The sequence below is a fragment of the Sphingosinicella ginsenosidimutans genome, from assembly GCF_007995055.1.
Taxonomy (GTDB): domain Bacteria; phylum Pseudomonadota; class Alphaproteobacteria; order Sphingomonadales; family Sphingomonadaceae; genus Allosphingosinicella; species Allosphingosinicella ginsenosidimutans.
On record NZ_VOQQ01000001.1, the window covers coordinates 1,199,479 to 1,219,073 of the forward strand.

The 19,595-nt window shown below is 69.4% G+C and carries 22 protein-coding genes, 1 tRNA gene and 1 pseudogene; 15 read left to right on the forward strand and 9 right to left on the reverse strand.

Features of this window, described 5'->3' with window-relative positions:
• The first annotated feature begins 66 nt into the window (after positions 1–66).
• Positions 67–402, forward strand: coding sequence for a hypothetical protein (locus tag FRZ32_RS05950; protein WP_147042656.1), 336 nt, complete (start codon positions 67–69; stop codon positions 400–402).
• Here FRZ32_RS05950 and FRZ32_RS05955 read toward each other — a convergent pair.
• The 5 genes from FRZ32_RS05955 to FRZ32_RS05975 all read right to left on the reverse strand — a co-directional run bounded on the left by FRZ32_RS05955 (position 399) and on the right by FRZ32_RS05975 (position 3,752).
• Entirely contained in the window at positions 399–1,973 is a 1,575-nt protein-coding gene (locus FRZ32_RS05955; RefSeq protein ID WP_147042657.1) for a cisplatin damage response ATP-dependent DNA ligase, read from the reverse strand. The two genes, FRZ32_RS05950 and FRZ32_RS05955, sit on opposite strands and share 4 nt — an antisense overlap.
• A 34-nt stretch (positions 1,974–2,007) precedes the next feature.
• Positions 2,008–2,181, reverse strand: a complete 174-nt coding sequence (locus FRZ32_RS05960) for a DUF1328 family protein (RefSeq protein ID WP_147042658.1) — start codon at positions 2,179–2,181, stop codon at positions 2,008–2,010.
• A gap of 57 nt (positions 2,182–2,238) precedes the next feature.
• A complete protein-coding gene (locus FRZ32_RS05965; protein ID WP_147042659.1) occupies positions 2,239–2,733 on the reverse strand; it encodes a Dps family protein in 495 nt (164 codons plus the stop codon).
• A gap of 127 nt (positions 2,734–2,860) precedes the next feature.
• On the reverse strand, positions 2,861–3,421 hold the full coding sequence (locus FRZ32_RS05970) for a TMEM165/GDT1 family protein (protein WP_147042660.1): 561 nt from the start codon (positions 3,419–3,421) through the stop codon (positions 2,861–2,863).
• 7 nt (positions 3,422–3,428) lie between these two features.
• Positions 3,429–3,752 carry a hypothetical protein gene (locus tag FRZ32_RS05975; protein ID WP_147042661.1) on the reverse strand — a complete coding sequence of 108 codons (324 nt, stop codon included), beginning with the start codon at positions 3,750–3,752 and terminating at the stop codon, positions 3,429–3,431.
• Between the two features lie 168 nt (positions 3,753–3,920).
• Here FRZ32_RS05975 and rpmG point away from each other — a divergent pair, with 168 nt between their 5' ends.
• Positions 3,921–4,088, forward strand: a complete 168-nt coding sequence (gene rpmG / locus FRZ32_RS05980) for a 50S ribosomal protein L33 (protein ID WP_147042662.1) — start codon at positions 3,921–3,923, stop codon at positions 4,086–4,088.
• Between the two features lie 178 nt (positions 4,089–4,266).
• On the opposite strand, the pseudogene FRZ32_RS05985 reads toward rpmG, so the two are convergent.
• Positions 4,267–4,626: pseudogene (locus tag FRZ32_RS05985) on the reverse strand (response regulator); the annotation flags it as partial.
• Between the two features lie 16 nt (positions 4,627–4,642).
• Here FRZ32_RS05985 and FRZ32_RS05990 point away from each other — a divergent pair.
• From FRZ32_RS05990 to FRZ32_RS06020, 7 genes are all read left to right on the forward strand, one after another.
• Positions 4,643–4,909: a DUF3572 family protein gene (locus FRZ32_RS05990; RefSeq protein ID WP_147042663.1), complete on the forward strand. Its 267-nt coding sequence runs from the start codon at positions 4,643–4,645 to the stop codon at positions 4,907–4,909.
• Positions 4,906–5,526 carry an HAD family hydrolase gene (locus tag FRZ32_RS05995; protein WP_147042664.1) on the forward strand — a complete coding sequence of 207 codons (621 nt, stop codon included), beginning with the start codon at positions 4,906–4,908 and terminating at the stop codon, positions 5,524–5,526. Before FRZ32_RS05990 ends, FRZ32_RS05995 begins: the two co-directional genes overlap by 4 nt.
• Positions 5,523–6,263: an SDR family NAD(P)-dependent oxidoreductase gene (locus FRZ32_RS06000; protein WP_147042665.1), complete on the forward strand. Its 741-nt coding sequence runs from the start codon at positions 5,523–5,525 to the stop codon at positions 6,261–6,263. Before FRZ32_RS05995 ends, FRZ32_RS06000 begins: the two co-directional genes overlap by 4 nt.
• 33 nt (positions 6,264–6,296) lie before the next feature.
• The gene (locus tag FRZ32_RS06005) at positions 6,297–6,767 is read left to right on the forward strand and encodes a RidA family protein (protein WP_147042666.1); all 471 of its coding nucleotides are present in this window, start codon (positions 6,297–6,299) and stop codon (positions 6,765–6,767) included.
• On the forward strand, positions 6,739–7,473 hold the full coding sequence (locus tag FRZ32_RS06010; protein WP_147042667.1) for a glycerophosphodiester phosphodiesterase family protein: 735 nt from the start codon (positions 6,739–6,741) through the stop codon (positions 7,471–7,473). The genes FRZ32_RS06005 and FRZ32_RS06010 overlap by 29 nt, the downstream gene beginning before the upstream one ends.
• Entirely contained in the window at positions 7,470–8,609 is a 1,140-nt protein-coding gene (locus tag FRZ32_RS06015) for a GNAT family N-acetyltransferase (protein WP_147042668.1), read from the forward strand. Before FRZ32_RS06010 ends, FRZ32_RS06015 begins: the two co-directional genes overlap by 4 nt.
• A gap of 68 nt (positions 8,610–8,677) precedes the next feature.
• A complete protein-coding gene (locus FRZ32_RS06020) occupies positions 8,678–10,756 on the forward strand; it encodes an alpha/beta hydrolase family protein (protein ID WP_147042669.1) in 2,079 nt (692 codons plus the stop codon).
• A gap of 52 nt (positions 10,757–10,808) precedes the next feature.
• Here FRZ32_RS06020 and FRZ32_RS06025 read toward each other — a convergent pair.
• Together FRZ32_RS06025 and FRZ32_RS06030 are read right to left on the reverse strand one after the other, a co-directional pair.
• A tRNA-Gly gene (locus FRZ32_RS06025) sits at positions 10,809–10,883 on the reverse strand.
• Between the two features lie 21 nt (positions 10,884–10,904).
• Complete coding sequence (locus FRZ32_RS06030; protein WP_147042670.1) at positions 10,905–12,365, reverse strand: hypothetical protein; 1,461 nt, start codon at positions 12,363–12,365, stop codon at positions 10,905–10,907.
• Between the two features lie 105 nt (positions 12,366–12,470).
• Here FRZ32_RS06030 and FRZ32_RS06035 point away from each other — a divergent pair, with 105 nt between their 5' ends.
• The 3 genes from FRZ32_RS06035 to FRZ32_RS06045 are packed head-to-tail and all read left to right on the forward strand — an operon-like array spanning position 12,471 to position 14,201.
• Positions 12,471–13,376, forward strand: coding sequence for a tetratricopeptide repeat protein (locus tag FRZ32_RS06035; protein ID WP_147042671.1), 906 nt, complete (start codon positions 12,471–12,473; stop codon positions 13,374–13,376).
• The gene (locus FRZ32_RS06040) at positions 13,376–14,005 is read left to right on the forward strand and encodes an LON peptidase substrate-binding domain-containing protein (protein WP_147042672.1); all 630 of its coding nucleotides are present in this window, start codon (positions 13,376–13,378) and stop codon (positions 14,003–14,005) included. Before FRZ32_RS06035 ends, FRZ32_RS06040 begins: the two co-directional genes overlap by 1 nt.
• Before the next feature lie 7 nt (positions 14,006–14,012).
• Positions 14,013–14,201 carry a Trm112 family protein gene (locus FRZ32_RS06045; protein ID WP_147042673.1) on the forward strand — a complete coding sequence of 63 codons (189 nt, stop codon included), beginning with the start codon at positions 14,013–14,015 and terminating at the stop codon, positions 14,199–14,201.
• On the opposite strand, the gene FRZ32_RS06050 is transcribed toward FRZ32_RS06045, so the two are convergent.
• On the reverse strand, positions 14,175–15,395 hold the full coding sequence (locus tag FRZ32_RS06050; protein ID WP_147042674.1) for a UbiH/UbiF/VisC/COQ6 family ubiquinone biosynthesis hydroxylase: 1,221 nt from the start codon (positions 15,393–15,395) through the stop codon (positions 14,175–14,177). The two genes, FRZ32_RS06045 and FRZ32_RS06050, sit on opposite strands and share 27 nt — an antisense overlap.
• Before the next feature lie 98 nt (positions 15,396–15,493).
• Here FRZ32_RS06050 and FRZ32_RS06055 point away from each other — a divergent pair, with 98 nt between their 5' ends.
• The 3 genes from FRZ32_RS06055 (at position 15,494) to FRZ32_RS06065 (ending at position 19,571) form a co-directional block, all read left to right on the forward strand.
• Positions 15,494–17,815 (forward strand): DNA translocase FtsK, encoded by a 2,322-nt coding sequence (locus FRZ32_RS06055; protein WP_147042675.1) that lies wholly within the window; start codon positions 15,494–15,496, stop codon positions 17,813–17,815.
• Between the two features lie 105 nt (positions 17,816–17,920).
• The gene (locus FRZ32_RS06060) at positions 17,921–18,550 is read left to right on the forward strand and encodes a LolA family protein (protein ID WP_147042676.1); all 630 of its coding nucleotides are present in this window, start codon (positions 17,921–17,923) and stop codon (positions 18,548–18,550) included.
• 229 nt (positions 18,551–18,779) lie between these two features.
• On the forward strand, positions 18,780–19,571 hold the full coding sequence (locus FRZ32_RS06065) for an exodeoxyribonuclease III (protein WP_147042677.1): 792 nt from the start codon (positions 18,780–18,782) through the stop codon (positions 19,569–19,571).
• Positions 19,572–19,595: the final 24 nt, after the last annotated feature.

Here is a 19,595-nt window from a genome sequence, read left to right on the forward strand (position 1 = left end):
TGGTTAACCGCGGATCAACCGCGCCGACTGAACGATCCTCCATATTTGCCGTTTATTGCTGACATCATGGTCAGCCTTCTCCTGGCGGCGTTGCTCGCCGCGCCTCAACCGATCGCCCGCACCGGGCCTGCGCCGCTCGATCTCGGCTGCTTCCGGCTGATGGCGGACTTTGCCGAGGATCCCGATCCCCGCGTGCAATCGGTCGGCCGGATGGGCGCGCAATATTTCCTCGGCCGGATCGACGCTGCCGCGCCGAGCTTCGACATCGAGACGGCTGGCGAAGCCCCCACGGGCGCGGCGCGGACCGCGCTCCTCAGCCGCTGCGGCGAGGAGATGCAGCGCGCCGGCCATGATTTCCGCGCGATCGGCCGCACGCTCGAGCCCGCGCGCCCGACGACCTAGGTCGCCAGCCGCTTCAGCGCCTCGATCGTGTCCGCTTCGGCCGCCGGCTTGTCGCTGCGGATTCGCGCGATCCGCGGGAAGCGCATGGCGAGGCCGGACTTGTGCCGCGTGCTGACATGGATCGAATCGAACGCGATTTCGAGGACCAGCGTCTTTTCGACCTCGCGCACCGGCCCGAATCGCGCGACCGTGCGGGTCCGCACGAACCGGTCGAGCCATTTCAGCTCCTCGTCGGTGAAGCCGAAATAGGCCTTGCCGACCGGGAGCAGCGCGCCGTCCGGCGTCCAGCAGCCGAACGTATAATCGGAATAGAAGGACGAGCGCTTGCCCGAGCCGCGCTGCGCATACATCAGCACGCAATCGGCGGTCAGCGGATCGCGCTTCCACTTGTACCACAGGCCGGTGCGGCGGCCGGCGACATAGGGGCTGTCGCGCCGCTTCAGCATCACGCCCTCGACCGCCGCGTCGCGCGCGCCGGCGCGGATGTCCGCAAGCGCCGCGAAATCGGGCGCCTCGATCAAGGCGGACAGATCGAACCGAACGGGATCGAGCGTCGGCACAAGGGCTTCGAGCCGGGCGCGACGCTCGGTCCAGGGCAGCGCGCGCAGATCCTCCGCGCCGTCGAAGAGGATGTCGTAGAGCCGCACGAAGGCGGGGAAATCCGCAAGCATCCTGGCCGAGACGGTGCGCCGGTTGAGCCGCTGCTGGAGCGCGTTGAAGCTTCCCGCCTCGCCGCCCTGCGCGACGCCGCGGACAAGCAGCTCGCCGTCGAGCACGCCCTCGCTGGCGAACGCCTCGGCGACGTCGGGAAAGCTTGCCGTCACATCGTCGCCGGCGCGGCTGTAGAGCCGGGTCTCGCCGCCGGCGCGAACGATCTGGACGCGGATGCCGTCCCATTTCCATTCGGCGGCATAATCGTCGAGCGAAAGCGCCCCCTCCTCAAGCGGGTGCGCGAGCATGAACGGGCGGAAGACGGGGACATCGCCCGGCGTCGGCTGCGCGCCGCGCCCCTCCGCCCAGGCGAAGAGCGGCAGATAAGGCGGCTTCAGCCCGTGCCACACCTCCTCGACCGAATCGACATCGAGCCCGAACGCATCGGCGAGCGCGACCTTGGCGAGGCGGGCGGAAATGCCCACCCGGAGCGCGCCGGTCGCCAGCTTCAGCAGCGCGAACCGCCCGCTGGCATCGAGATGATCGAGCATCGCGGCGAGCGCGGCCGGGGCCTCGGCGCGGCCGAGGCGCTGGAGCCGCTCGACGACATCGGCCAGTCCCAGCGTTCCGTCGTCCGTCTCCCCCTCCGGCGCCGGCCAGAGCAGCGACACGGTTTCGGCCATGTCGCCGACATAGTCGCGGCTCATCGCCAGGAGGACCGGATCGACCCGCGATTCGGCGAGCCCGCGAATGATCGCCGGCTTGACCGCCTTGAGGTCGAGGCCGCCGGTCAGCGCGGCGAGCGCATGGCCGCGGTCCGGATCGGGGGTTCGGCGAAGATAGTCGCCGATCAGCTTGAGCTTGTCGTTGCGGGCGCGGGTGTAGACCAGCGCATCGAGCAACTGGGAGAAGGGCCTCACGGCCGGTCCCGCCGCAGCAGGGCCGGCCGCATCGTCATGTTATCCGTCGCCCGGCCGCAATGCCGAGAACCAGGAACACGAGGAACAGGACCAGGAAGATATAGAACAGGATCTTGGCGACCTCGATGAAGGCGCCGCCGATCCCGCCGAAACCGAGCACGGCGAGAACCAGCCCGATCACGAGACAGATGAGAGCCCAGCGTAGCATGGAGCCGACCTCCTTTCGTTGTGGAGGCCGAACCATCCGGGGCGGGCGTCGGTTCCGTCAGCTCCGGCTCGCCTCGAAGAGGAACCAGGCGCGACGCTCGGCGCGATCGGTCCAGTCGTCGAGCAGGCCGGAGGTCGCATTGTCCTTGGCCGCGTCAACGATCTCCTTGGCCTCGTGGAACTGCTCGACCAGCTTCAGATTGTCCTCGCGCAGCTCGACAAGCATCGCCTTCGCCTCGACGAAGTCCTTGTCATTGTCCTTGATCGTCTGGCGCCGCGCGATGTCGCCGATCGAGCGCAAGGTGGTGTTGCCGGTCTTGCGGATGCGCTCGGCGATCTCGTCGGTGGTCGCGTAGATATCGGCCGCCTGCTCGTCGAGCAGCAGGTGATAATCGCGGAAATGCGGCCCCGAGACGTGCCAGTGGAAATTCTTGGTCTTGAGATAGAGCGCGAAGGTGTCGGCAAGGATGGTGTTCAGCACATCCGCGACGCTCTTGGTCGCATTGCTCGAAAGATCGGTCGGGGTCGCCAGCTTGGCGTCGGGCTTCAGCATATCGGGGCCTCCTTGAGTCGCGGGTGTCGCGTCCGGCCCTCAAAATAGGTGCGCATCACCCCGCCTTCCACCGCAAAGTTGCGCTGCCGGCACGAGCAATTCCGCTCTTTGTGATCGAACGAACCGTTCAGTGGCCACTCAGCGCCAGGGACGCGACGATGAGGCCGGCGACAAGGAACAGGATCGCGAGCACGGGGCGGACGAGGCGCAGCTTCACGCTGCGCGCGAAATCGTCGCCGAGCAAGGCGGCCGGGACGCAGGCGAGCGTCAGCCCGGCGGCGGCGCCGGCCGCGGCAAGCGCCGGCGAATCGAACCGTCCGGCGACCGCGAAGGTGAGGAACTGGACCCGGTCGCCGGTCTCGGCGGCGAGGCAAAGGATGAAGGCGGCCGGGAGCAGCGGCATCCTGGTCGCGCCCTCGTTCACCCGGCGCGGAATGAAGCCGGCGACGCCGGCGAACAGCAGGGCGAGCGCGACCATCAGCGTCATCGCCCGGATGGTGATGGTGGAGGCGATCAGCGCGCCGGCCCAGGCGGCGACGGCGCTGCTGGCGAGTGCGGCGAGGAACAGGCCGATAAGGACGCGGCCGGGCCTGCCCGTGCGTGCCGAAAGCTGGGCGACGATGAGCTGGGTCTTCTCGCCCCAGGCCGCGAACAGGGCGGCGATGAAGGCGGGGACGAGCGGGTTCATGCGGCGCTCAGGCGCCGAGACGGACCGAGATCGAGGCCATCAGCGTCTGGCTCGCCGCCGCGTCCAGCGGCTCGCAGCCGATCGCGTCGCGCAACCGATCGAAATAGAGGCCGGCCGGGCAGCCGCGCGGCTCGCTGCGGATCGCGCGCTCGAAGGCATCGGCGAGGCAGACGACCGGCATCATCCCATAAGCGCTCGCAAGCGTTCGGATCGCGCCGATGCCGCGAACGAAATCGCGCATCGTCATCCGCGTGGCGGCCTGCTGGAGCGCGTCGAGCCGCTCGCTCAGTTCGGCCCTCACGAGCAGCATCCCGTCATGTTCCCACTGCATGGCCCCGCCTCATGCCCGTTGCGACGGCAGCACCATGCGCCGGCCATGGTTAGCGCCGCGTTAAGGCGCCCCGCCCTTGACAGAATCGCCGCGCGGCGTCACAGGCGCTGGCTCGAAAGGCGGCGGTTTCGCCGCTTTTGTTTTTTCGCCATTTCGAAAGAGGCTGTCATGGCCAAGCCGACCACGGTCAAGATCAAGCTCGTCAGCACCGCCGACACCGGCTTCTTCTACGTGACCAAGAAGAATCCGCGGAACATCACCGAGAAGATGAGCTTCCGCAAATATGATCCCGTCGCGCGCAAGCACGTCGAGTTCAAGGAAGCCAAGATCAAATAGGCTCGTCGCCGGGCGAACCCGGCGCGCCTGTCTCGGGCTCTTGGGGAGCGGCCTGGCCTTCGGGTTCGGCCGCTTCCTGCGTTTCCGGCCCGGCTGACGCCTCCGCCGCTTCCGGCTCCGGCGCCGCGGCCTCCAGCGCCGCCGAATCGGCCGCCTCGGCGCGGCGCGCGGCGATCTTGAGCAGCGTGCCGACCGCCTCGACGAACTTCACGACCGAAATCGGCTTGGAGACATAGCCTTCCGCGCCGGCATCGCGGATCCGCTCCTCGTCGCCCTTCGCCGCATAAGCGGTGACCGCCATGATCGGCGTCGCCATGAGCTCCGCATCGGCCTTCATCTGCTCGATTAGCTCGAGCCCGGTGACGTGCGGCATCTGGATGTCCATGACGACGAGGTCCGGCCGGAAGGCGCGCGCCCGCGCCACCGCCTCGCGACCGTCGCGCACCGGCTCGGCCTGATAGCCATGGGCGCGAAGCAGATCGCAGAACAACCTCAGATTGAGCTCGTTGTCCTCGACAACCAGGATTTTTTGTCCCACGCGGCATCTCTAGGCGATGACGTTGAGCGACACAAACCACGCCGCGACCCTGGCGCTGCGCGCCCTGGCCTGGACGCTGGGCGAGCCGGCGCGCGCCGAGCGGTTCCTGGCGCTGACCGGCCTGAGCCCGGACGTCCTGCGCGCCAGCGCCGGCGATCCATCCACGCTGGCCGCCGCGATCGGGTTCCTCGAATCGCACGAGCCGGACCTCGTCGCCTGCGCCGACGCGATCGGCGCGACGCCCCAGGATCTTGCCGAGGCCCGGCGGAGGCTCGACGCATGAGCCGGCGGCCGCTCCTCATCAGCGATTGCGACGAGGTGATCCTCCATTTCGTTCAGCATTTCGCCGAATGGGTGGACGAGGCCGCCGACCTCCACTTCGCGCTCGACGCCCCGGGCTTTGCCGGCGCCCTGCGCCACAAGGACGGGCGGATCGTGCCGGAGGAGCGGGTCTGGCCACTGCTCGACCTGTTCTTCGAGCGCGAGATGCACCGCCAGAATATCGTGCCCGGCGCGGCCGGCGCACTCGCCCGGATCGCCGAGGTGGCCGACATCGTGATCCTCACCAATATCGGCGACGATTATCAGGCGAATCGCGTGGCGCAGCTCGCCGCCTTCGACATCCGGCACCGGGTCTTGTGCAACCAGGGCGGCAAGGGGCGGCCGGTCCGCGCGTTGATCGACGAGATGAAGCCCGGCCCCGTCGTCTTCGTCGACGATCTCGCCGTCCATCACGAATCGGTTGCGAAACATGCGCCGGAGGCCTGGCGGCTGCACATGATCGCCGAGCCCCGCCTTGCCCAGCGCACCTCGCCCGCGCCCCACGCCGATGCGCGGATCGACGACTGGGCGAGCGCGATGACCTGGATCCTGGACCATCTGGAGAAAGCGAGACCATGACCAAGACCGCCTTCATCACCGGCATCACCGCGGGCTTCGGCCAGGCCGCCGCGCGCTTGTTCGTGCGGGACGGCTGGAGCGTGATCGGCACCGGGCGCCGGCAGGACCGGCTCGACGCGCTTGCCGCGGAGCTCGGCGGCGGCCTCAGGACCACGCGCCTCGACATGCGCGATCCGGACGCGCTCCGGCGCGCGGCGGCGGAGGCGGGCGATGTCGACCTCCTGGTGAACAATGCCGGCCTCGCCCCGCCGCTGGAATCGCTCCATGAGGCCGATCTGGGCGAATTGACCAATGTGATCGACACCAACGTCACCGGCCTCGTCACGCTCACCCACGCGCTGCTGCCCGGGATCATCCGTCGCAAGGGGGCGATCATCAACCTGTCGTCCGTGTCGGCGACCTATCCCTACCGCGGGGGCGCCGTCTACGGCGGGACCAAGGCATTCGTCCGGCAGCTGTCGCTCGACCTGCGTTGTGACCTGCACGGCACCGGCGTGCGCGTGACATCGATCGAGCCGGGCATGGCCGAGACCGAATTCACCGTCGTGCGCAACCATGGCGACCAGGCCGCGTCCGATGCGCTCTATGCGGACATGAACCCGATGACGGCCGAGGACATTGCCGGGATGATCCACTGGATCGCGACCCTGCCACCCCATCTCAACATCAACACGATCGAGCCGATGCCGGTGAACCAGAGCTTCGCTGGCTTCGCGGTGGCGCGACCAGGGAGTTGACCCGACGCGCCGCCGGGTGCTTAGGCCCAACCCATGAGCGACTCGATCTCCGCCCGTCTCGCCGAGCTCGGCATCACCTTGCCCGAGCCGGCCGCGCCAATCGCCGCCTATGTGCCGACGCTGGAAATCGGCGGCCTGCTCCACATATCGGGCCAGCTGCCGTTCCGGGCGGACGGATCGCTGATCACCGGCCGGCTCGGCGCCGATTTCGACGTGGCGCATGGCCGCGAGGCCGCCGAGCGCTGCGCGGTGATGCTGATCGCGCAGATGAAGCAGGCGCTCGGATCGCTCGATCGCGTCGCACGGATCGTGAAACTCGGCGCCTTCGTCTCTTCCGATCCCCATTTCACCGAGCAGCCCAAGGTCGCCAACGGCGCGTCCGAGCTGATGGAGAAAGTGTTCGGCGACAAGGGCCGCCACGTCCGCAGCGCCGTCGGCGTGCCGGTGCTCCCGCTCGGCGCGGCGGTCGAGATCGATGCCATCGTCGCCGTCACGGGCGGATAGGCTCGCCGCGCTGGTCGCGAGGCCGTTCGCGCATCGCGGCCTGCACGGCCATGACGGCCTGATCGAGAATACGCGCGGCGCATTCGAGGCCGCCATCGCCGCCGGCAGCGGCATCGAACTCGACACCCAGGTGAGCGCCGACGGCGACGCGGCCGTCATCCACGATTATGCGCTCGATCGGCTCGCCGGCCTGCCGGGGCGGGTCTGCGGCCTCGCCATGCGCGAGCTCGAGCGGATCCGCATCGGCCGCACCGGCGAGACCATTCCTTCCCTGGAGCAGGTGCTCGCCCTGATCGCCGGCCGCGCGCCGCTGCTGATCGAGGTCAAATCGCCCGGCCGCCAGGTCGCGCCGCTCTGCGAGGCGGTGAATCGCGCGCTTCGTTCCTATATCGGCGCGGTGGCGGTGATGTCGTTCAATCCGGAGATCGGGCGCTGGTTTCGAAGCCACGCGCCGGACGTGCTGCGCGGGCTCGTGGTGACGGAGGAGGGCAAGAAGGGCTTTCGCGGCCGGATCGAGCGCCATCTCTCCCTGCGCGTCGCGAAGCCGGACTTCCTCGCTTATGACGTGCGCGATTTTCCCTCGCGCTTCGCAAGCGGCTGCCGCGCCGGCGGGATGCCGGTGCTGACCTGGACCGTCCGCACCGAAGCGGACCGCGCGCGGGCGGCGGCGAACGCCGATCAGATCATCTACGAGGTGCCCGCATGAGCGGCGGCGAGCCGGTCGTCGCCCGGCTCGTCGACGGTGTGTCGAGATTCGACGCCGCCGACTGGGATCGCTGCGCCGGTACCGACAATCCGTTCGTCACCCACGCCTTTCTCTCGGCGCTCGAGGAATCGGGAAGCGCGACCGTGCGGACCGGCTGGCAGCCGCTGCCGATCGCGATCGACGGACCGGACGGCCGGCCCGAAGCGCTGATGCCGGCCTATGTGAAGAGCCACAGCCAAGGCGAATATGTGTTCGACCATGCCTGGGCCGAGGCATGGGCGCGGGCCGGCGGGGAATATTATCCCAAGCTCCAGATCGCGGTGCCGTTCACCCCCGTGCCGGGCCGGCGGCTGCTGACGCGCAGCCCGTCGCTCGCCCCCGCGCTGATCGCGGCGGCCGAGCGGGTGGTCGACACCAACGGCCTGTCCTCCGCCCACGCCACCTTCATCGCCGAAGGCGAGGTGCCGATCTTCGAGGCCGCCGGCTGGCTGATCCGCGCCGACAGCCAGTTTCATTGGACCAATGACGGCTACGCATCGTTCGACGATTTCCTTGCCGCCCTCTCGTCCCGCAAGCGCAAGGCGATCCGCAAGGAGCGCGAGGCGGCGGCGTCGGGGCTCGTCATCCAGCACGTCACCGGCGCGGACCTCACCGAGGCGCATTGGGACGCCTTCTGGGAATTCTATCAGGACACCGGGGCCCGCAAATGGGGCCGCCCTTACCTCACCCGCGCCTTCTTCTCGATGATCGGGGAGCGAATGGCGGACCGGATCCTGCTGATCCTCGCGCTTCGCGACGGGCGGCCGATCGCCGGCGCGCTCAACCTCATCGGCGCGGACACGCTTTACGGCCGCTACTGGGGCTGCACCGAGGAGGTGCCCAATCTCCATTTCGAGCTGTGCTATTACCAGGCGATCGACGCCGCCATCGAACGCGGCCTCGCCCGGGTCGAGGCGGGGGCACAGGGATCGCACAAGCTCGCCCGGGGCTACCGGCCGGTCGCGACCTGGTCGGCGCATTACATCGCGGATGCGGGATTCCGCCGCGCCGTCGCCGACTATCTGGAGCGCGAGCGCGCCGCCGTCGCCCACGAGATCGCGGCGCTCGGCGAGATGGGGCCGTTCCGAAAGGGTTGAGGCGCTTGCCGAACCCGGCCCGGGGCTTATGATCCTCAAAACGTGATCGAAAACGGGGAGGCGCAATCATGAAGAAAGCAATCCTGGCCTGCGCGCTTGCGCTGGCCTGGCCGGCGAGTCTGGCCGCGGCGCCCGCCACCGGCCCCGACACGCGTTTCACGACGCGCGACCTGTTCGACCTGGAGGCCGCGGGCGATCCGGAGATCAGCCCCGACGGGCGGTGGATCGCCTATGTCCGCCATTCGGGCGACATCATGACCGACCGATACCGGCCGACGATCTGGCTGGTCGACACGCAGAGCGGGCGACAGGTGCCGATCGCCGCCGGCCCCGGCACGGCGAGCCAGCCGCGCTGGTCCCCGACCGGCGACCGCCTCGCTTATGTGGCCACGCCCGAGGGGGGCCAGCCGCAGCTTTATGTCCGCTGGATGGCCAATGGCGAAACCGCGCGGATCACCGGCCTGCCCGAAGCGCCGAGCGCAATCGCCTGGTCGCCCGACGGACGCCAGATCGCCTATTCGATGTTCGTCCCCGACGATGCGCCGCGGCTCGGCGCGCCGCAGCCCCGGCCCGAGGGCGCCCGCTGGGCCGATGACCTCCAGGTGATCGACACGGTCGTCTATCGATTCGACGGCGGCGGCTATCTCCATGCCGGCTACGATCAGATTTTCGTCGTTTCCGCCGATGGCGGCGCGCCGCGCCAGATCAGCTACGGGCCCTATAATGACGGCGGCCCGCTGTCGTGGACGCCGGACGGGCGCACCATCCTGTTCAGCGCCAACCGCCACGAAAACTGGCAGCGCGACGCCGCCAACAGCGAGGTCTATGCGCTCGACGTCGCGACCTCGCGGATCACCCCGCTGACCAGCCGCAACGGCCCGGACGGCGAGCCCGCGGCCTCCCCCGACGGCCGGCTGATCGCCTATACCGGCTATGACGATCACGAGCGGTCCTATGAGAACAACCTGCTCTATGTGATGAACGCGGACGGTTCGGGCGCCCGGGCGCTCACCGCCTCGCTCGATCGCAGCGTCTCCAACCCCGTCTGGGCGGCGGACGGACGATCCATCTACGTCCAATATGACGATCGCGGCCGCACCAAGGTCGCCCGCGTCGGTCTCGACGGATCGATTCGCGATGTCGCGACGGGCCTCACAGGGACCGAGTTCGACCGACCCTATACCGGCGGCAGCTTCAGCGTCGCGCGCGACGGCACGGTCGCGATCTCCGCCGGCGACGGCAACCGGCCGCCCGACGTGGCGGTGGTGCGCGGCGGCAATGTGCGGCGGCTGACTTCGCTGAACAGCGAGCTGTTCGCCGCGCGGCGGCTCGGCGAGGTGCGCCACATCGACGTCGCCTCATCGGTCGACCAGCGGCCGATCGATGCCTGGCTGACGCTTCCGCCCGATTATGTGGCGGGACGCCGCTATCCGCTGATCCTCGAAATCCACGGCGGGCCGTTCTCGGCCTATGGCCCGTCCTTCTCGACCGACGACCAGCTTTATGCCGCCGCCGGCTATGTGGTCCTGTCCACCAATCCGCGCGGATCGACCTCCTATGGCGCCGAGTTCGCCAATCTCATCCACCATGCCTATCCGGGCCAGGATTATGACGACCTGATGAGCGCGGTCGATGCGGCGATCGCACAGGGATTCGCCGATCCCGATCATCTCTACGTTACCGGCGGCTCCGGCGGCGGCGTGCTCACCGCCTGGATCGTCGGCAAGACCAACCGGTTCCGCGCCGCGGCCTCGCAGAAGCCGGTGATCGACTGGGCGAGCTTCGTCCTGACGTCGGATTTCACGCCCTTCTTCTCGCGCTACTGGTTCGGCCATTATCCTTGGGAGGACCCGCAGGGCTATTGGGCGCGATCGCCCCTCAGCCTCGCCGGCAACATCCAGACGCCGACCCTGGTCGTCGTCGGCACCGAGGATCACCGCACCCCGCCGAGCGAGGCCGAGCAGCTCTACACCGCGCTTCAGCTTCGCGGCGTGCCGACCACCCTGGTGCGGGTGCCCGGCGCGAGCCATGGCGGCCTCGCCGCGCGCCCGTCGCAGAGCGGCGCCAAGGCCAATGCGATCCTGGAATGGTTCCACCGCTACCACGAGGGCGCACCGCGGCCGGCGACGCCAACGCCCGCGCAGTAGAGCGAAGGGCCGCCTCACGGCGGCCCTTCGCGACGATTCCCGGTGAGAAATCTGGAGCGGGCGAAGGGATTCGAACCCTCGACCCCAACCTTGGCAAGGTTGTGCTCTACCCCTGAGCTACGCCCGCTCGGACGGATCGGATGGCGATTCACCCGATCGGAGGCGGCCCGCTAACAGGCGCTTGCGATCTTTGCAAGGCTTGTGGCGCATAGAGCGCCCAGGAGTCGCCGGAGAGGCCGGTGACGCGGCGCGCGCCAACGAGGATCCATGGCCGGCCGCAGCCGTCGCGCAGCCGCCGATCCGGCGTCGGCCGTTCGAGCGGAACGAGCCAGAAATCCGCCGGAGCGCATCCCCGCGCGATGAGGAGCGGGTAACGGAGCCGCGCCGCCGACAGACGATAGACGGCCGTCTGGCGCTCGACGACGAGCTGGACGCGGGCGCCGTCCGGCGCGCGCGCGGCCATCGCCCGAATCGCGTCGTCCGGATCGCCGCGCCGCATGTCGATCGCCGCCGCGTCGCGCCACAGCCCGGTCGCCAGCATCGCCGCCAGAAGGAGCGCGGACGCCGCGCGCACGATGCCGCCCTTTGCCCAGCCGCGCGCGGCGAGATCGGCGGCCAGCAGCAAGAGGCCGATCGCCACGACCAGGAAATAACGGGCGAATTCGGCATTGCCCGGCCGCACCAGCGCGACCAGCGCGGGCAGCAGGAGGATCGTGACCAGATAGAAGTATCGGCGCGGGCCGAGACCGCCGAGCTGGTCCAGCGCAAGGACGCCGAGCCCGACGAGCACCGGCCCGATCCAGGCGGGCACGAAAGCTGGCCCCAGCGTGAATGCGGTGAGCAGGCCCAGCGCTTCGCCGAGCCCCGCGAGCGTGAAGGGCACATGGCCGCCGATCCGTGGCCCTGTGGCGCTGGCCAGCGCGGCAATCACGATGAAGGCGAGCAGGACAAGCGCCACGCCGAAGGCCGGCAGCCACAGCCGCAGCGTCGCGATCGCGGCGCCGCGCGGCCCCGACCGAGGCCGCAGCGCGACATAGGTCCACAAGGCGAGCAAGGCGATGGCGACGATCATGGTGAGGTGTGAGAGAAGCCCGAAGATCGTCACGAGCGCGAGCGCGAACGCCGGCGGCCGGGCGGCCGGATCGTCGAGCCAGCGATCGACGAGGAGAATCGCCAGCGGCATGGCGAGGATGAGCAGGCCATAGCCGCGCGCCTCCGAGCCATAGACCACCATGATCGGCGCGACGGCGAAGGCGGCGGCCGAGGCGATCGCGGCGACAACGCCGCCGCGCCGCGCGCCGATCACCGCGGCCACCGGCACCGCGAGCGTTCCGGCGGCGATCGACAAGGCGCGCGCCAGGACCGGATCGGCGTTCGGCCCGACGAACTGGAGCCAAAGCGTGTTGAGGTGATGATTGTTGTCGTGATTGATCCGCAGGAAGACCCCGATCGCGTCGCGCGCCTCGATCGCATAGGCCATCGACCAGGCCTCGTCGGTCCACAGCCCGCCATGCGCCGCCGCGATTCGAAGCCACAGGCCGACGAAGGCGAGCGCGGCGACGGCCGCCCAGGCCGGGCGCGGCAGCGAGGAGGCGGCGGGAGCGACCATGGCGCCGTCTATCCCGCTCATGGTTAACGGCGGGTTGTGCGCGTGGGGGCTTGGCGCGCGGCGCCAGGCGGCACATATGGCGCGACACATGTCAGGAGCGAAGTGATGGCCACCATTCCGAGCGCCGCGGACCGCGAAGCGATCGACCGCTTCCGCGCCGACGTGCTCGAACCGAGCATGACGCGGCTCGTCATCGTCGATTTCTGGGCCGAATGGTGTGGCCCGTGCAAGCAGCTGTCGCCGGTGATCGAGAAGGTCGCCGCCGATTATGCGGACAAGGGCGTCTCGCTGGTCAAGATCGACGTCGACGCGGAGAAATTCATCGCCGCCCAGTTCCGCATCCAATCGATCCCGACCGTCTATGCGATCTTCCAGGGCCAGCCGATCGCCGATCTTTCGCAGGCGCGCACCGAAGGCGAGCTCAAGCGGCAGATCGACCACCTGCTGTCGCAGCTGCCGGTGCAGGGCGAGGCGCAGCAGCTCGAGGCGCAGATCGAGCCGCTGATCGCGATGGGTGAAGAGGTGCTGGCGGACGGCGACGCCGAGCGCGCCGCGAACATCTTCCGCCAGATCGTCGAGATGGCGCCGGACCATCCGGTCGCGGTCGCCGGCCTGGCGCGCGCGCTGGCGGCGACGGGCGATTCGGCGCAGGCGACCGCGCTCCTCGATGCGCTCCCCGAAGAGGCGGCCAAGGATCCGGCGGTGCATCGCGCCCGTTCGGCGCTTGCGCTGGCGACCGCCGCGCCGGCCGCGGACACCGGGCCGCTCGAGACGCGGATCGCCGCGAATCCCGAGGATTTCGAGGCGCGCTACGAACTGGCGGGCGCGCTCGTCGCGAGCGGCGCGCGCGATGCGGCGGCGGATCAGCTGCTCGAGATCGTCCGCCGTGACCGGGACTGGAATGACGGCGCCGCGCGCACCCGCTTTCTCCAGATGCTGGAGGCGGTGGGACTCGAGGATCCGTGGGCCGCGGCGCAGCGCCGGCGGCTGTCCGAAATCCTGTTCGGCTGATGGCCGAACGGGGCCAGACCATTCCGGTCTTCCCGCTCGCGGGCGCCCTGCTCTTTCCACGCAGCCAGCTGCCGCTGCACATTTTCGAGCCGCGTTACCGCGACATGATCACCGATGCGATGGCGGGCGAACGGCTGATCGGCATGGTCCAGCCAAGGGACGCGCGCGATCCGCCCGGCCTGTTCGCGATCGGCTGCCTCGGCCACATCGCCGAGTGCGACAAGCTGAAGGACGGGCGCTACAATATCGTGCTGCGCGGGCTCGGCCGCTTTCGCATCCTGCGCGAGTTGCCGGTGACGACCCTGTATCGCCAGGTCGAGGCCGATCGCGGCGATTATGCCGAGCCGGATGACGAGGTGCTCGGCCTCGCGGCGCGCGCGGAGATCGAGCGCGAATCGCGGGCTTATGCCGATTCGCTCGGCTACATGGTGGATTGGGACGCGGTGTCGCGCCTCGACGATGAGCAGCTCGTCAACGGAATCTGCCAGATCGCGCCGCTCGACGTGGGCTCGAAACAGGCCCTGCTCGAGGCGCGCACGCTCGACGAGCGCGCCGACCTGCTCGTCCAGTTCATGCAGTTCCAGCGCATGGCCCCGGGCGGCGCCGACGGGCCGCAGACGCTTCAGTGAGCGGCCGATGAGCCTCGATCCGAAGCTGCTTGAGGTTCTGGTCTGCCCGGTGACGCGCGGGCCGCTCCGCTACGTGCCGGCGCGCGACGTGCTGGTGTCGGACGGCGCGGGCCTCGCCTTTCCGGTGCGCGGCGGCGTGCCCTGCCTGCTGGTCGAGGAGGCCGCGCCCCTAGATGGAGAGGCCGCGCAGCAATAAGGGCAGATCGCCCGATTCGCCGCGCGCTTCGGCCATCAGCCGATCCTTGACCGGGCCGATCCGCTCCACCGCCGCCATGCCGAAGCGGCGGACGGCGGAGGCGGCGCGACCCGGCACGCCATAGAGTCGGGTGAGCCCGTCGGTGGCGAGCGCGACCATGAACGTATCGAGGCTGCGCCAGCGTTCATAGCGGGCGAGGAGCTGGGCATCGCCGAGGTCCATGCCGAGCCGCGCGCCCTCAACGAGCACTTCGGCCAGAGCGGCGGCGTCGCGGAAGCCGAGATTGAGGCCCTGGCCGGCGATCGGATGGATGCCGTGGGCGGCATCGCCGACCAGGGCGAGGCGGATATCGGTGATGCGCGCGGCATGATGGAAGCCGAGCGGGTAGGAGAAGCGCGGGCCGGCAAGCGTGACCGGCCCCAGAAAGCCATCCATCCGCTTTTCGATTTCGTGCGCAAGCGCGCGATCGGGAAGCGCGAGCGTCGCCGGGCCGTCCTTGGCCTTCACCGACCAGACGATCGCAGAACGCGGCCGGCCATCGGCGCCGGCGCGCATCGGCAGGATCGCGAAGGGGCCCGCGGGATAGAAAATCTCGTAGGCCGTTTCCTCATGCGGCCTCTCGTGCGTGATCGTGGCGACGATCGCGACATGATCGTAACGCCAGCGCGCCATGGCGATGCCCGCGGCCTCGCGCATCGGAGAAGCGCGCCCTTCCGCGCCGACGATGAGGGGCGCGGCGAGCGTCTCGCCATCGGCCAGCACGACCCGCGTCCCGGCGGGCTCGCGCACGACCTCCGACGCGCGCGCCGGCATGTGCAGGGCGACCGCCGGCTCGGCCAGCGCCGATTCGCGCAGCGCCTGCCGAAGCAGGCGATTCTCGAACATCATGCCGAGGGGATCGTCGCCTTCGGGCGGGTCGAAGACGATGCCGCCAGGCCGGAGGCCGTCGCTGACGCGGATCGCGCGGATCGGCGCGCCCTGGCCGTCCAGCCGCGCGCCGACGCCGATTGCCTGAAGCATCTTCCACGAGGACGAGGACACCGCGGTCGCGCGGCCGTCATAAGCGGGTGCGAGCTGCGTTTCGGGCCGGGCCGGATCGACCACGGCGACCGCAAGCCCGTGACGGCCGAGCGCGATCGCGAGGCTGAGACCGACGAGACCGCCGCCGAGGATGATGACGTCGCTTCGCCGCATTTGCCCCCTGTAGCGGGCCGCATGGGGGCCGCCAAGCGCTTGACCCGGGAGTCCGGGCGGGCGCAATAGGGCGAAGCGGGAACATTTGGGGCACGCAAATGGCGACGGTGACGGCGCAAAAGAGCGGCGGCGGACGGATCGCCCGGTTGAAGGAGCGCTCCAGCCGGGCGGCGCGGCGCGTGCGCGACGCCACGCTTGGCGGCATGCTGAGCATCGGCGCGCTGCTCGCGCTCGCCGCGCTGGTCAGCTACCATCCGAGCGACGCCTCGCTGAACACGGCGGCCGGCGATCCGACTCGCAACTGGCTCGGGCCGGTCGGCGCCTGGGGCGCGGATGCGCTGCTCATGCTGTTCGGCCCGCCGATCGGCCTCGTCCTGCCCTTGCTGTTCCTGTTCGGCCTCAGGATCGCCCGCAGCGCCGAGCCGGGACGCTGGATCCGCTCGCTGGTGCTGACGATCATCGGCATCGTCCTGATCGGGACGGCGGCCGGGCTGCTCGTCGGCGGCGCCGTCGTCGGGCTGCCGGCCGGCTGGGGCGGCGCGATCGGACTGGCGCTGGCCGATCTCGCGCAATGGGGACTCTCGGCGATCGGCAATCCGGCGATCGTCCAGCCGTTCCGGGTCGCGCTGATGGCGCTTGCGACCGCGGGCGGGCTCGCCTTGTGCCTCATCGGGCTCGGCCTTACCGTCGAGGAGCGCCGCTGGATCGCCTCACGCCGCCTGCCGGTGCCGAGCGGACGCGAGGTCAGCAGCGCGCCCGAGGAGCCGGAGTCCCCCGCACGCCCGGCACGGGCGGTGGTCACGCCGCCGCAGGAGAGCCGCAGCCCGGTGATCGCCGATCGCACCCGTCCGGCCGAGGGCGCGCGCCGGCCGCTGCGCGAGCGTCAACCCTCGCTCGCGCTCGGCGACAGCTACACGCTGCCGTCGATCGACCTGCTCAACCCGGCGCCCAAACAGACGAATGTGCAGCTCGACAAGGCCGCGCTGGAGCGCAATGCCCGCCTGCTGGAGAGCGTGCTCGACGATTTCTCGGTGAAGGGCGAGATCGTCGAGGTCAGGCCCGGCCCGGTCGTTACCATGTACGAGCTGGAGCCGGCGAGCGGCATCAAGGCGAGCCGCGTCATCCAGCTTGCCGACGACATCGCCCGCAACATGTCGGCGCTTTCGGCGCGCGTCGCGACGATTCCAGGGCGCAGCGTGATCGGCATCGAACTGCCCAACGCCAAGCGCGAGACGGTGAGCTTTTCCGAGCTGGTGGCGAGCCCGGCCTTCGAAGAACAGGTCGCCTCGCTGCCGATCATCCTCGGCAAGAATATCGCCGGCGACCCTGTCGTCGCCGATCTCGCGCCGATGCCCCACCTGCTCGTCGCCGGCACCACCGGATCGGGCAAGTCGGTCGGCCTCAACGCGATGATCCTGTCGCTGCTCTACCGGCTGACGCCCGAGCAGTGCAAAATGATCCTGATCGATCCCAAGATGCTGGAGCTGAGCGTCTATGACGGCATCCCGCACCTGCTCGCCCCCGTCGTCACCGAGCCGCCAAAGGCGATCCGCGCGCTCAAATGGACCGTCGAGCAGATGGAGGACCGTTACCGGATGATGGCCTCGCTCGGGGTGCGCCAGCTCTCCAGCTTCAATGCCAAGGTGCGCGAGGCCAAGATGAAGGGCCAGACGCTCGGGCGGCGCGTCCAGACCGGCTACGATCCGGAAAGCGGCCAGCCGCAATATGAGATGGAGATGCTCGACTACGACATCCTGCCGCAGATCGTGGTGGTGGTGGACGAGCTCGCCGACCTGATGATGACCGCCGGCAAGGAGGTCGAGTTCCTGATCCAGCGGCTCGCGCAGAAGGCGCGCGCGGCCGGAATCCACCTCATCATGGCGACGCAGCGCCCGTCGGTCGACGTCATCACCGGCGTCATCAAGGCGAACCTGCCGACCCGGATCAGCTTCGCGGTCACATCGAAGATCGATTCGCGCACCATCCTTGGCGAACAGGGCGCGGAGCAGCTGCTCGGCAAGGGCGACATGCTCTACATGCCCGGCGGCAAGCAGATCGCCCGCGTCCACGGCCCCTTCGTCTCCGACGAAGAGGTGCGCGCCGTCGCCGAGCATTGGAAGAGCCAGGGAACCCCCGATTACGTGATGGCCGTGACCGAGGAGCCCGAGGACGGCGGCTATACGTTCGAGGGCCAGCCGACCGGCGAGGACGACGCCGAGACGCAGATGTTCCGCAAGGCCGTCCAGGTCGTCGCGGAGAGCCAGAAGGCCTCCACCTCCTATCTCCAGCGGCAGCTTCGGGTCGGATACAACAGCGCGGCGCGGCTGATCGAGCGGATGGAGAAGGAAGGCGTCGTCAGCGCCCCCGACCATGTCGGCCGCCGCGAAGTGCTGGTCGACACGGACGGGCGGCCGATCTGATTCGATCGCTTTCGGATCAATCTCCGGCGTGCCGGGTTTCAGGTTCACCCGCCATTAAAGGCCGCGACCGCATGGCCGCGGCGATCGAGTTTCGAAAGGATGATGATGAAGCGCCTCAGCGCTCTTGCCCTTGCGTTCGCGCCGCTTGCGCTGGGCATCGCCACCGTCCCGGCGCCCGCACTCGCGCAGCCGTCGGGCCTCGCCCAGGTGCAGGCGCATCTGCGCGCGATCCAGACGATGACCGCGAGCTTCACGCAGACCGGGCGCGGCGGCCGCACGCTGTCGGGGACGCTGACGCTGAAGCGGCCCGGGCGGATCCGCTTCGATTACGGCCGCAGCGCCAACATGCTCGTCGTCGCCGACGGGCGCGCGCTCCATTTCATCGACTATGACGTCGGGCAGCACCAGCGCTGGCCGATCGGCGATTCGCCGCTGTCGGTGCTGCTCAATCCGGACCAGGACCTCGCCCGCTTCGCCCGGGTGACGCGCGACGACGATCAGGTGCTGATGATCGAGGCGCGCGACCCGAGGCGACGCGAATATGGCACGATCACGCTCGCCTTCGCGAAGGTGGCGGGCGCGCCTGCCGGACTCGTCCTCCAGGGCTGGAACCTGATCGACGCGCAGAGCAACCTGACGACGGTGCGCCTGTCCGGCCAGCGCTTCAACGTGCCGGTCGCCGACGGCGCCTTCGCCTTCCGCGAGCCGGCGCGGCGCGCGGGCCCGCGCGGCTGACCTTACCGGGGCTGAACGGGCCGTTCATCGGCGCGACAGGTCGCGGGTCCTAAATTGGCCTTCGCAATTGCGCGGATGGCGCGCCCGGGTTTTCCCCCTGTTGCCCGGCCTCGTCCAAGCAATTGACCTCGCGTAACAACGCTTGGTGGGCCCTCGCTCCACGCCCCCGGAGCGGGGGCCCTTCGCGTTCGGGTGGCGAAGCCGCCGCCGGGTCGCTACATCGCCGTTCATGCCGAACCTCAAGATCGCCTCCTGGAACATCAATTCGATCCGCGCCCGCGTCGAGATCGTCGAGAAATTCCTCGTCGAGGAAGCGCCGGACATCCTGTGCCTGCAGGAGACGAAGGTGCGCGACACCGAATTTCCCGAAGGCCTGTTCCGCCGGCTCGGCTACAACCACCTCAAGATCTGCGGCCAGCCGATGCACCATGGCGTCGCCATCGCCAGCAAGGTGCCGATGCGCGACGACGACCGCTTCGACTGGCAGGCGAACGGCGAGGCGCGCCATGTCGGCGTCCGGCTCGATTGCGGGGTGCGGCTCGAAAATGTCTACGTCCCGGCCGGCGGCGACATTCCCGACCGTGAGGTCAATCCGAAGTTCGGCCAGAAGCTCGACTTCATCGAGCGGATGACGCGCTGGTCGGAAGGCCTCGACCAACCGACGATCATCCTTGGCGACTTCAACGTCGCGCCGCTCGAATGCGACGTGTGGAGCCACAAGCAGCTGATCAACGTCGTCAGCCATACCCCGATCGAGGTCGCGGCGCTGACGCGGCTGCAGGACAGCAACGAGTGGGTCGATCTTGGCCGCCATTTCCATCCGGCGCCGAAGCGGCTGCACACCTGGTGGAGCTACCGTTCGCCCGACTGGACGAAGAATGACCGCGGGCGGCGGCTCGACCATATGTGGGCGACGAAGGACGTCGCGGCGCAGGCCGTCGCGCACAAGGTGCACGAGCCGTGCCGCAACTGGACGCGCCCTTCGGACCATGTCCCCATCGTGACGGAATTCGCGTTTTGAGCGGGGCGCGGGACGTCGCCCGCG

Coding starts and splice junctions, on each gene's coding strand:
- FRZ32_RS05950 (WP_147042656.1), top strand. CDS start 67: ATGGTCAGCCTTCTCCTGGCGGCGTTGCTCGCCGCGCCTCAACCGATC.
- FRZ32_RS05960 (WP_147042658.1), bottom strand. CDS start 2,181: ATGCTACGCTGGGCTCTCATCTGTCTCGTGATCGGGCTGGTTCTCGCC.
- FRZ32_RS05965 (WP_147042659.1), bottom strand. CDS start 2,733: ATGCTGAAGCCCGACGCCAAGCTGGCGACCCCGACCGATCTTTCGAGC.
- FRZ32_RS05970 (WP_147042660.1), bottom strand. CDS start 3,421: ATGAACCCGCTCGTCCCCGCCTTCATCGCCGCCCTGTTCGCGGCCTGG.
- FRZ32_RS05975 (WP_147042661.1), bottom strand. CDS start 3,752: ATGCAGTGGGAACATGACGGGATGCTGCTCGTGAGGGCCGAACTGAGC.
- rpmG (WP_147042662.1), top strand. CDS start 3,921: ATGGCCAAGCCGACCACGGTCAAGATCAAGCTCGTCAGCACCGCCGAC.
- FRZ32_RS05990 (WP_147042663.1), top strand. CDS start 4,643: ATGACGTTGAGCGACACAAACCACGCCGCGACCCTGGCGCTGCGCGCC.
- FRZ32_RS05995 (WP_147042664.1), top strand. CDS start 4,906: ATGAGCCGGCGGCCGCTCCTCATCAGCGATTGCGACGAGGTGATCCTC.
- FRZ32_RS06000 (WP_147042665.1), top strand. CDS start 5,523: ATGACCAAGACCGCCTTCATCACCGGCATCACCGCGGGCTTCGGCCAG.
- FRZ32_RS06005 (WP_147042666.1), top strand. CDS start 6,297: ATGAGCGACTCGATCTCCGCCCGTCTCGCCGAGCTCGGCATCACCTTG.
- FRZ32_RS06010 (WP_147042667.1), top strand. CDS start 6,739: ATGCCATCGTCGCCGTCACGGGCGGATAGGCTCGCCGCGCTGGTCGCG.
- FRZ32_RS06015 (WP_147042668.1), top strand. CDS start 7,470: ATGAGCGGCGGCGAGCCGGTCGTCGCCCGGCTCGTCGACGGTGTGTCG.
- FRZ32_RS06020 (WP_147042669.1), top strand. CDS start 8,678: ATGAAGAAAGCAATCCTGGCCTGCGCGCTTGCGCTGGCCTGGCCGGCG.
- FRZ32_RS06030 (WP_147042670.1), bottom strand. CDS start 12,365: ATGGTCGCTCCCGCCGCCTCCTCGCTGCCGCGCCCGGCCTGGGCGGCC.
- FRZ32_RS06035 (WP_147042671.1), top strand. CDS start 12,471: ATGGCCACCATTCCGAGCGCCGCGGACCGCGAAGCGATCGACCGCTTC.
- FRZ32_RS06040 (WP_147042672.1), top strand. CDS start 13,376: ATGGCCGAACGGGGCCAGACCATTCCGGTCTTCCCGCTCGCGGGCGCC.
- FRZ32_RS06045 (WP_147042673.1), top strand. CDS start 14,013: ATGAGCCTCGATCCGAAGCTGCTTGAGGTTCTGGTCTGCCCGGTGACG.
- FRZ32_RS06050 (WP_147042674.1), bottom strand. CDS start 15,395: ATGCGGCGAAGCGACGTCATCATCCTCGGCGGCGGTCTCGTCGGTCTC.
- FRZ32_RS06055 (WP_147042675.1), top strand. CDS start 15,494: ATGGCGACGGTGACGGCGCAAAAGAGCGGCGGCGGACGGATCGCCCGG.
- FRZ32_RS06060 (WP_147042676.1), top strand. CDS start 17,921: ATGAAGCGCCTCAGCGCTCTTGCCCTTGCGTTCGCGCCGCTTGCGCTG.
- FRZ32_RS06065 (WP_147042677.1), top strand. CDS start 18,780: ATGCCGAACCTCAAGATCGCCTCCTGGAACATCAATTCGATCCGCGCC.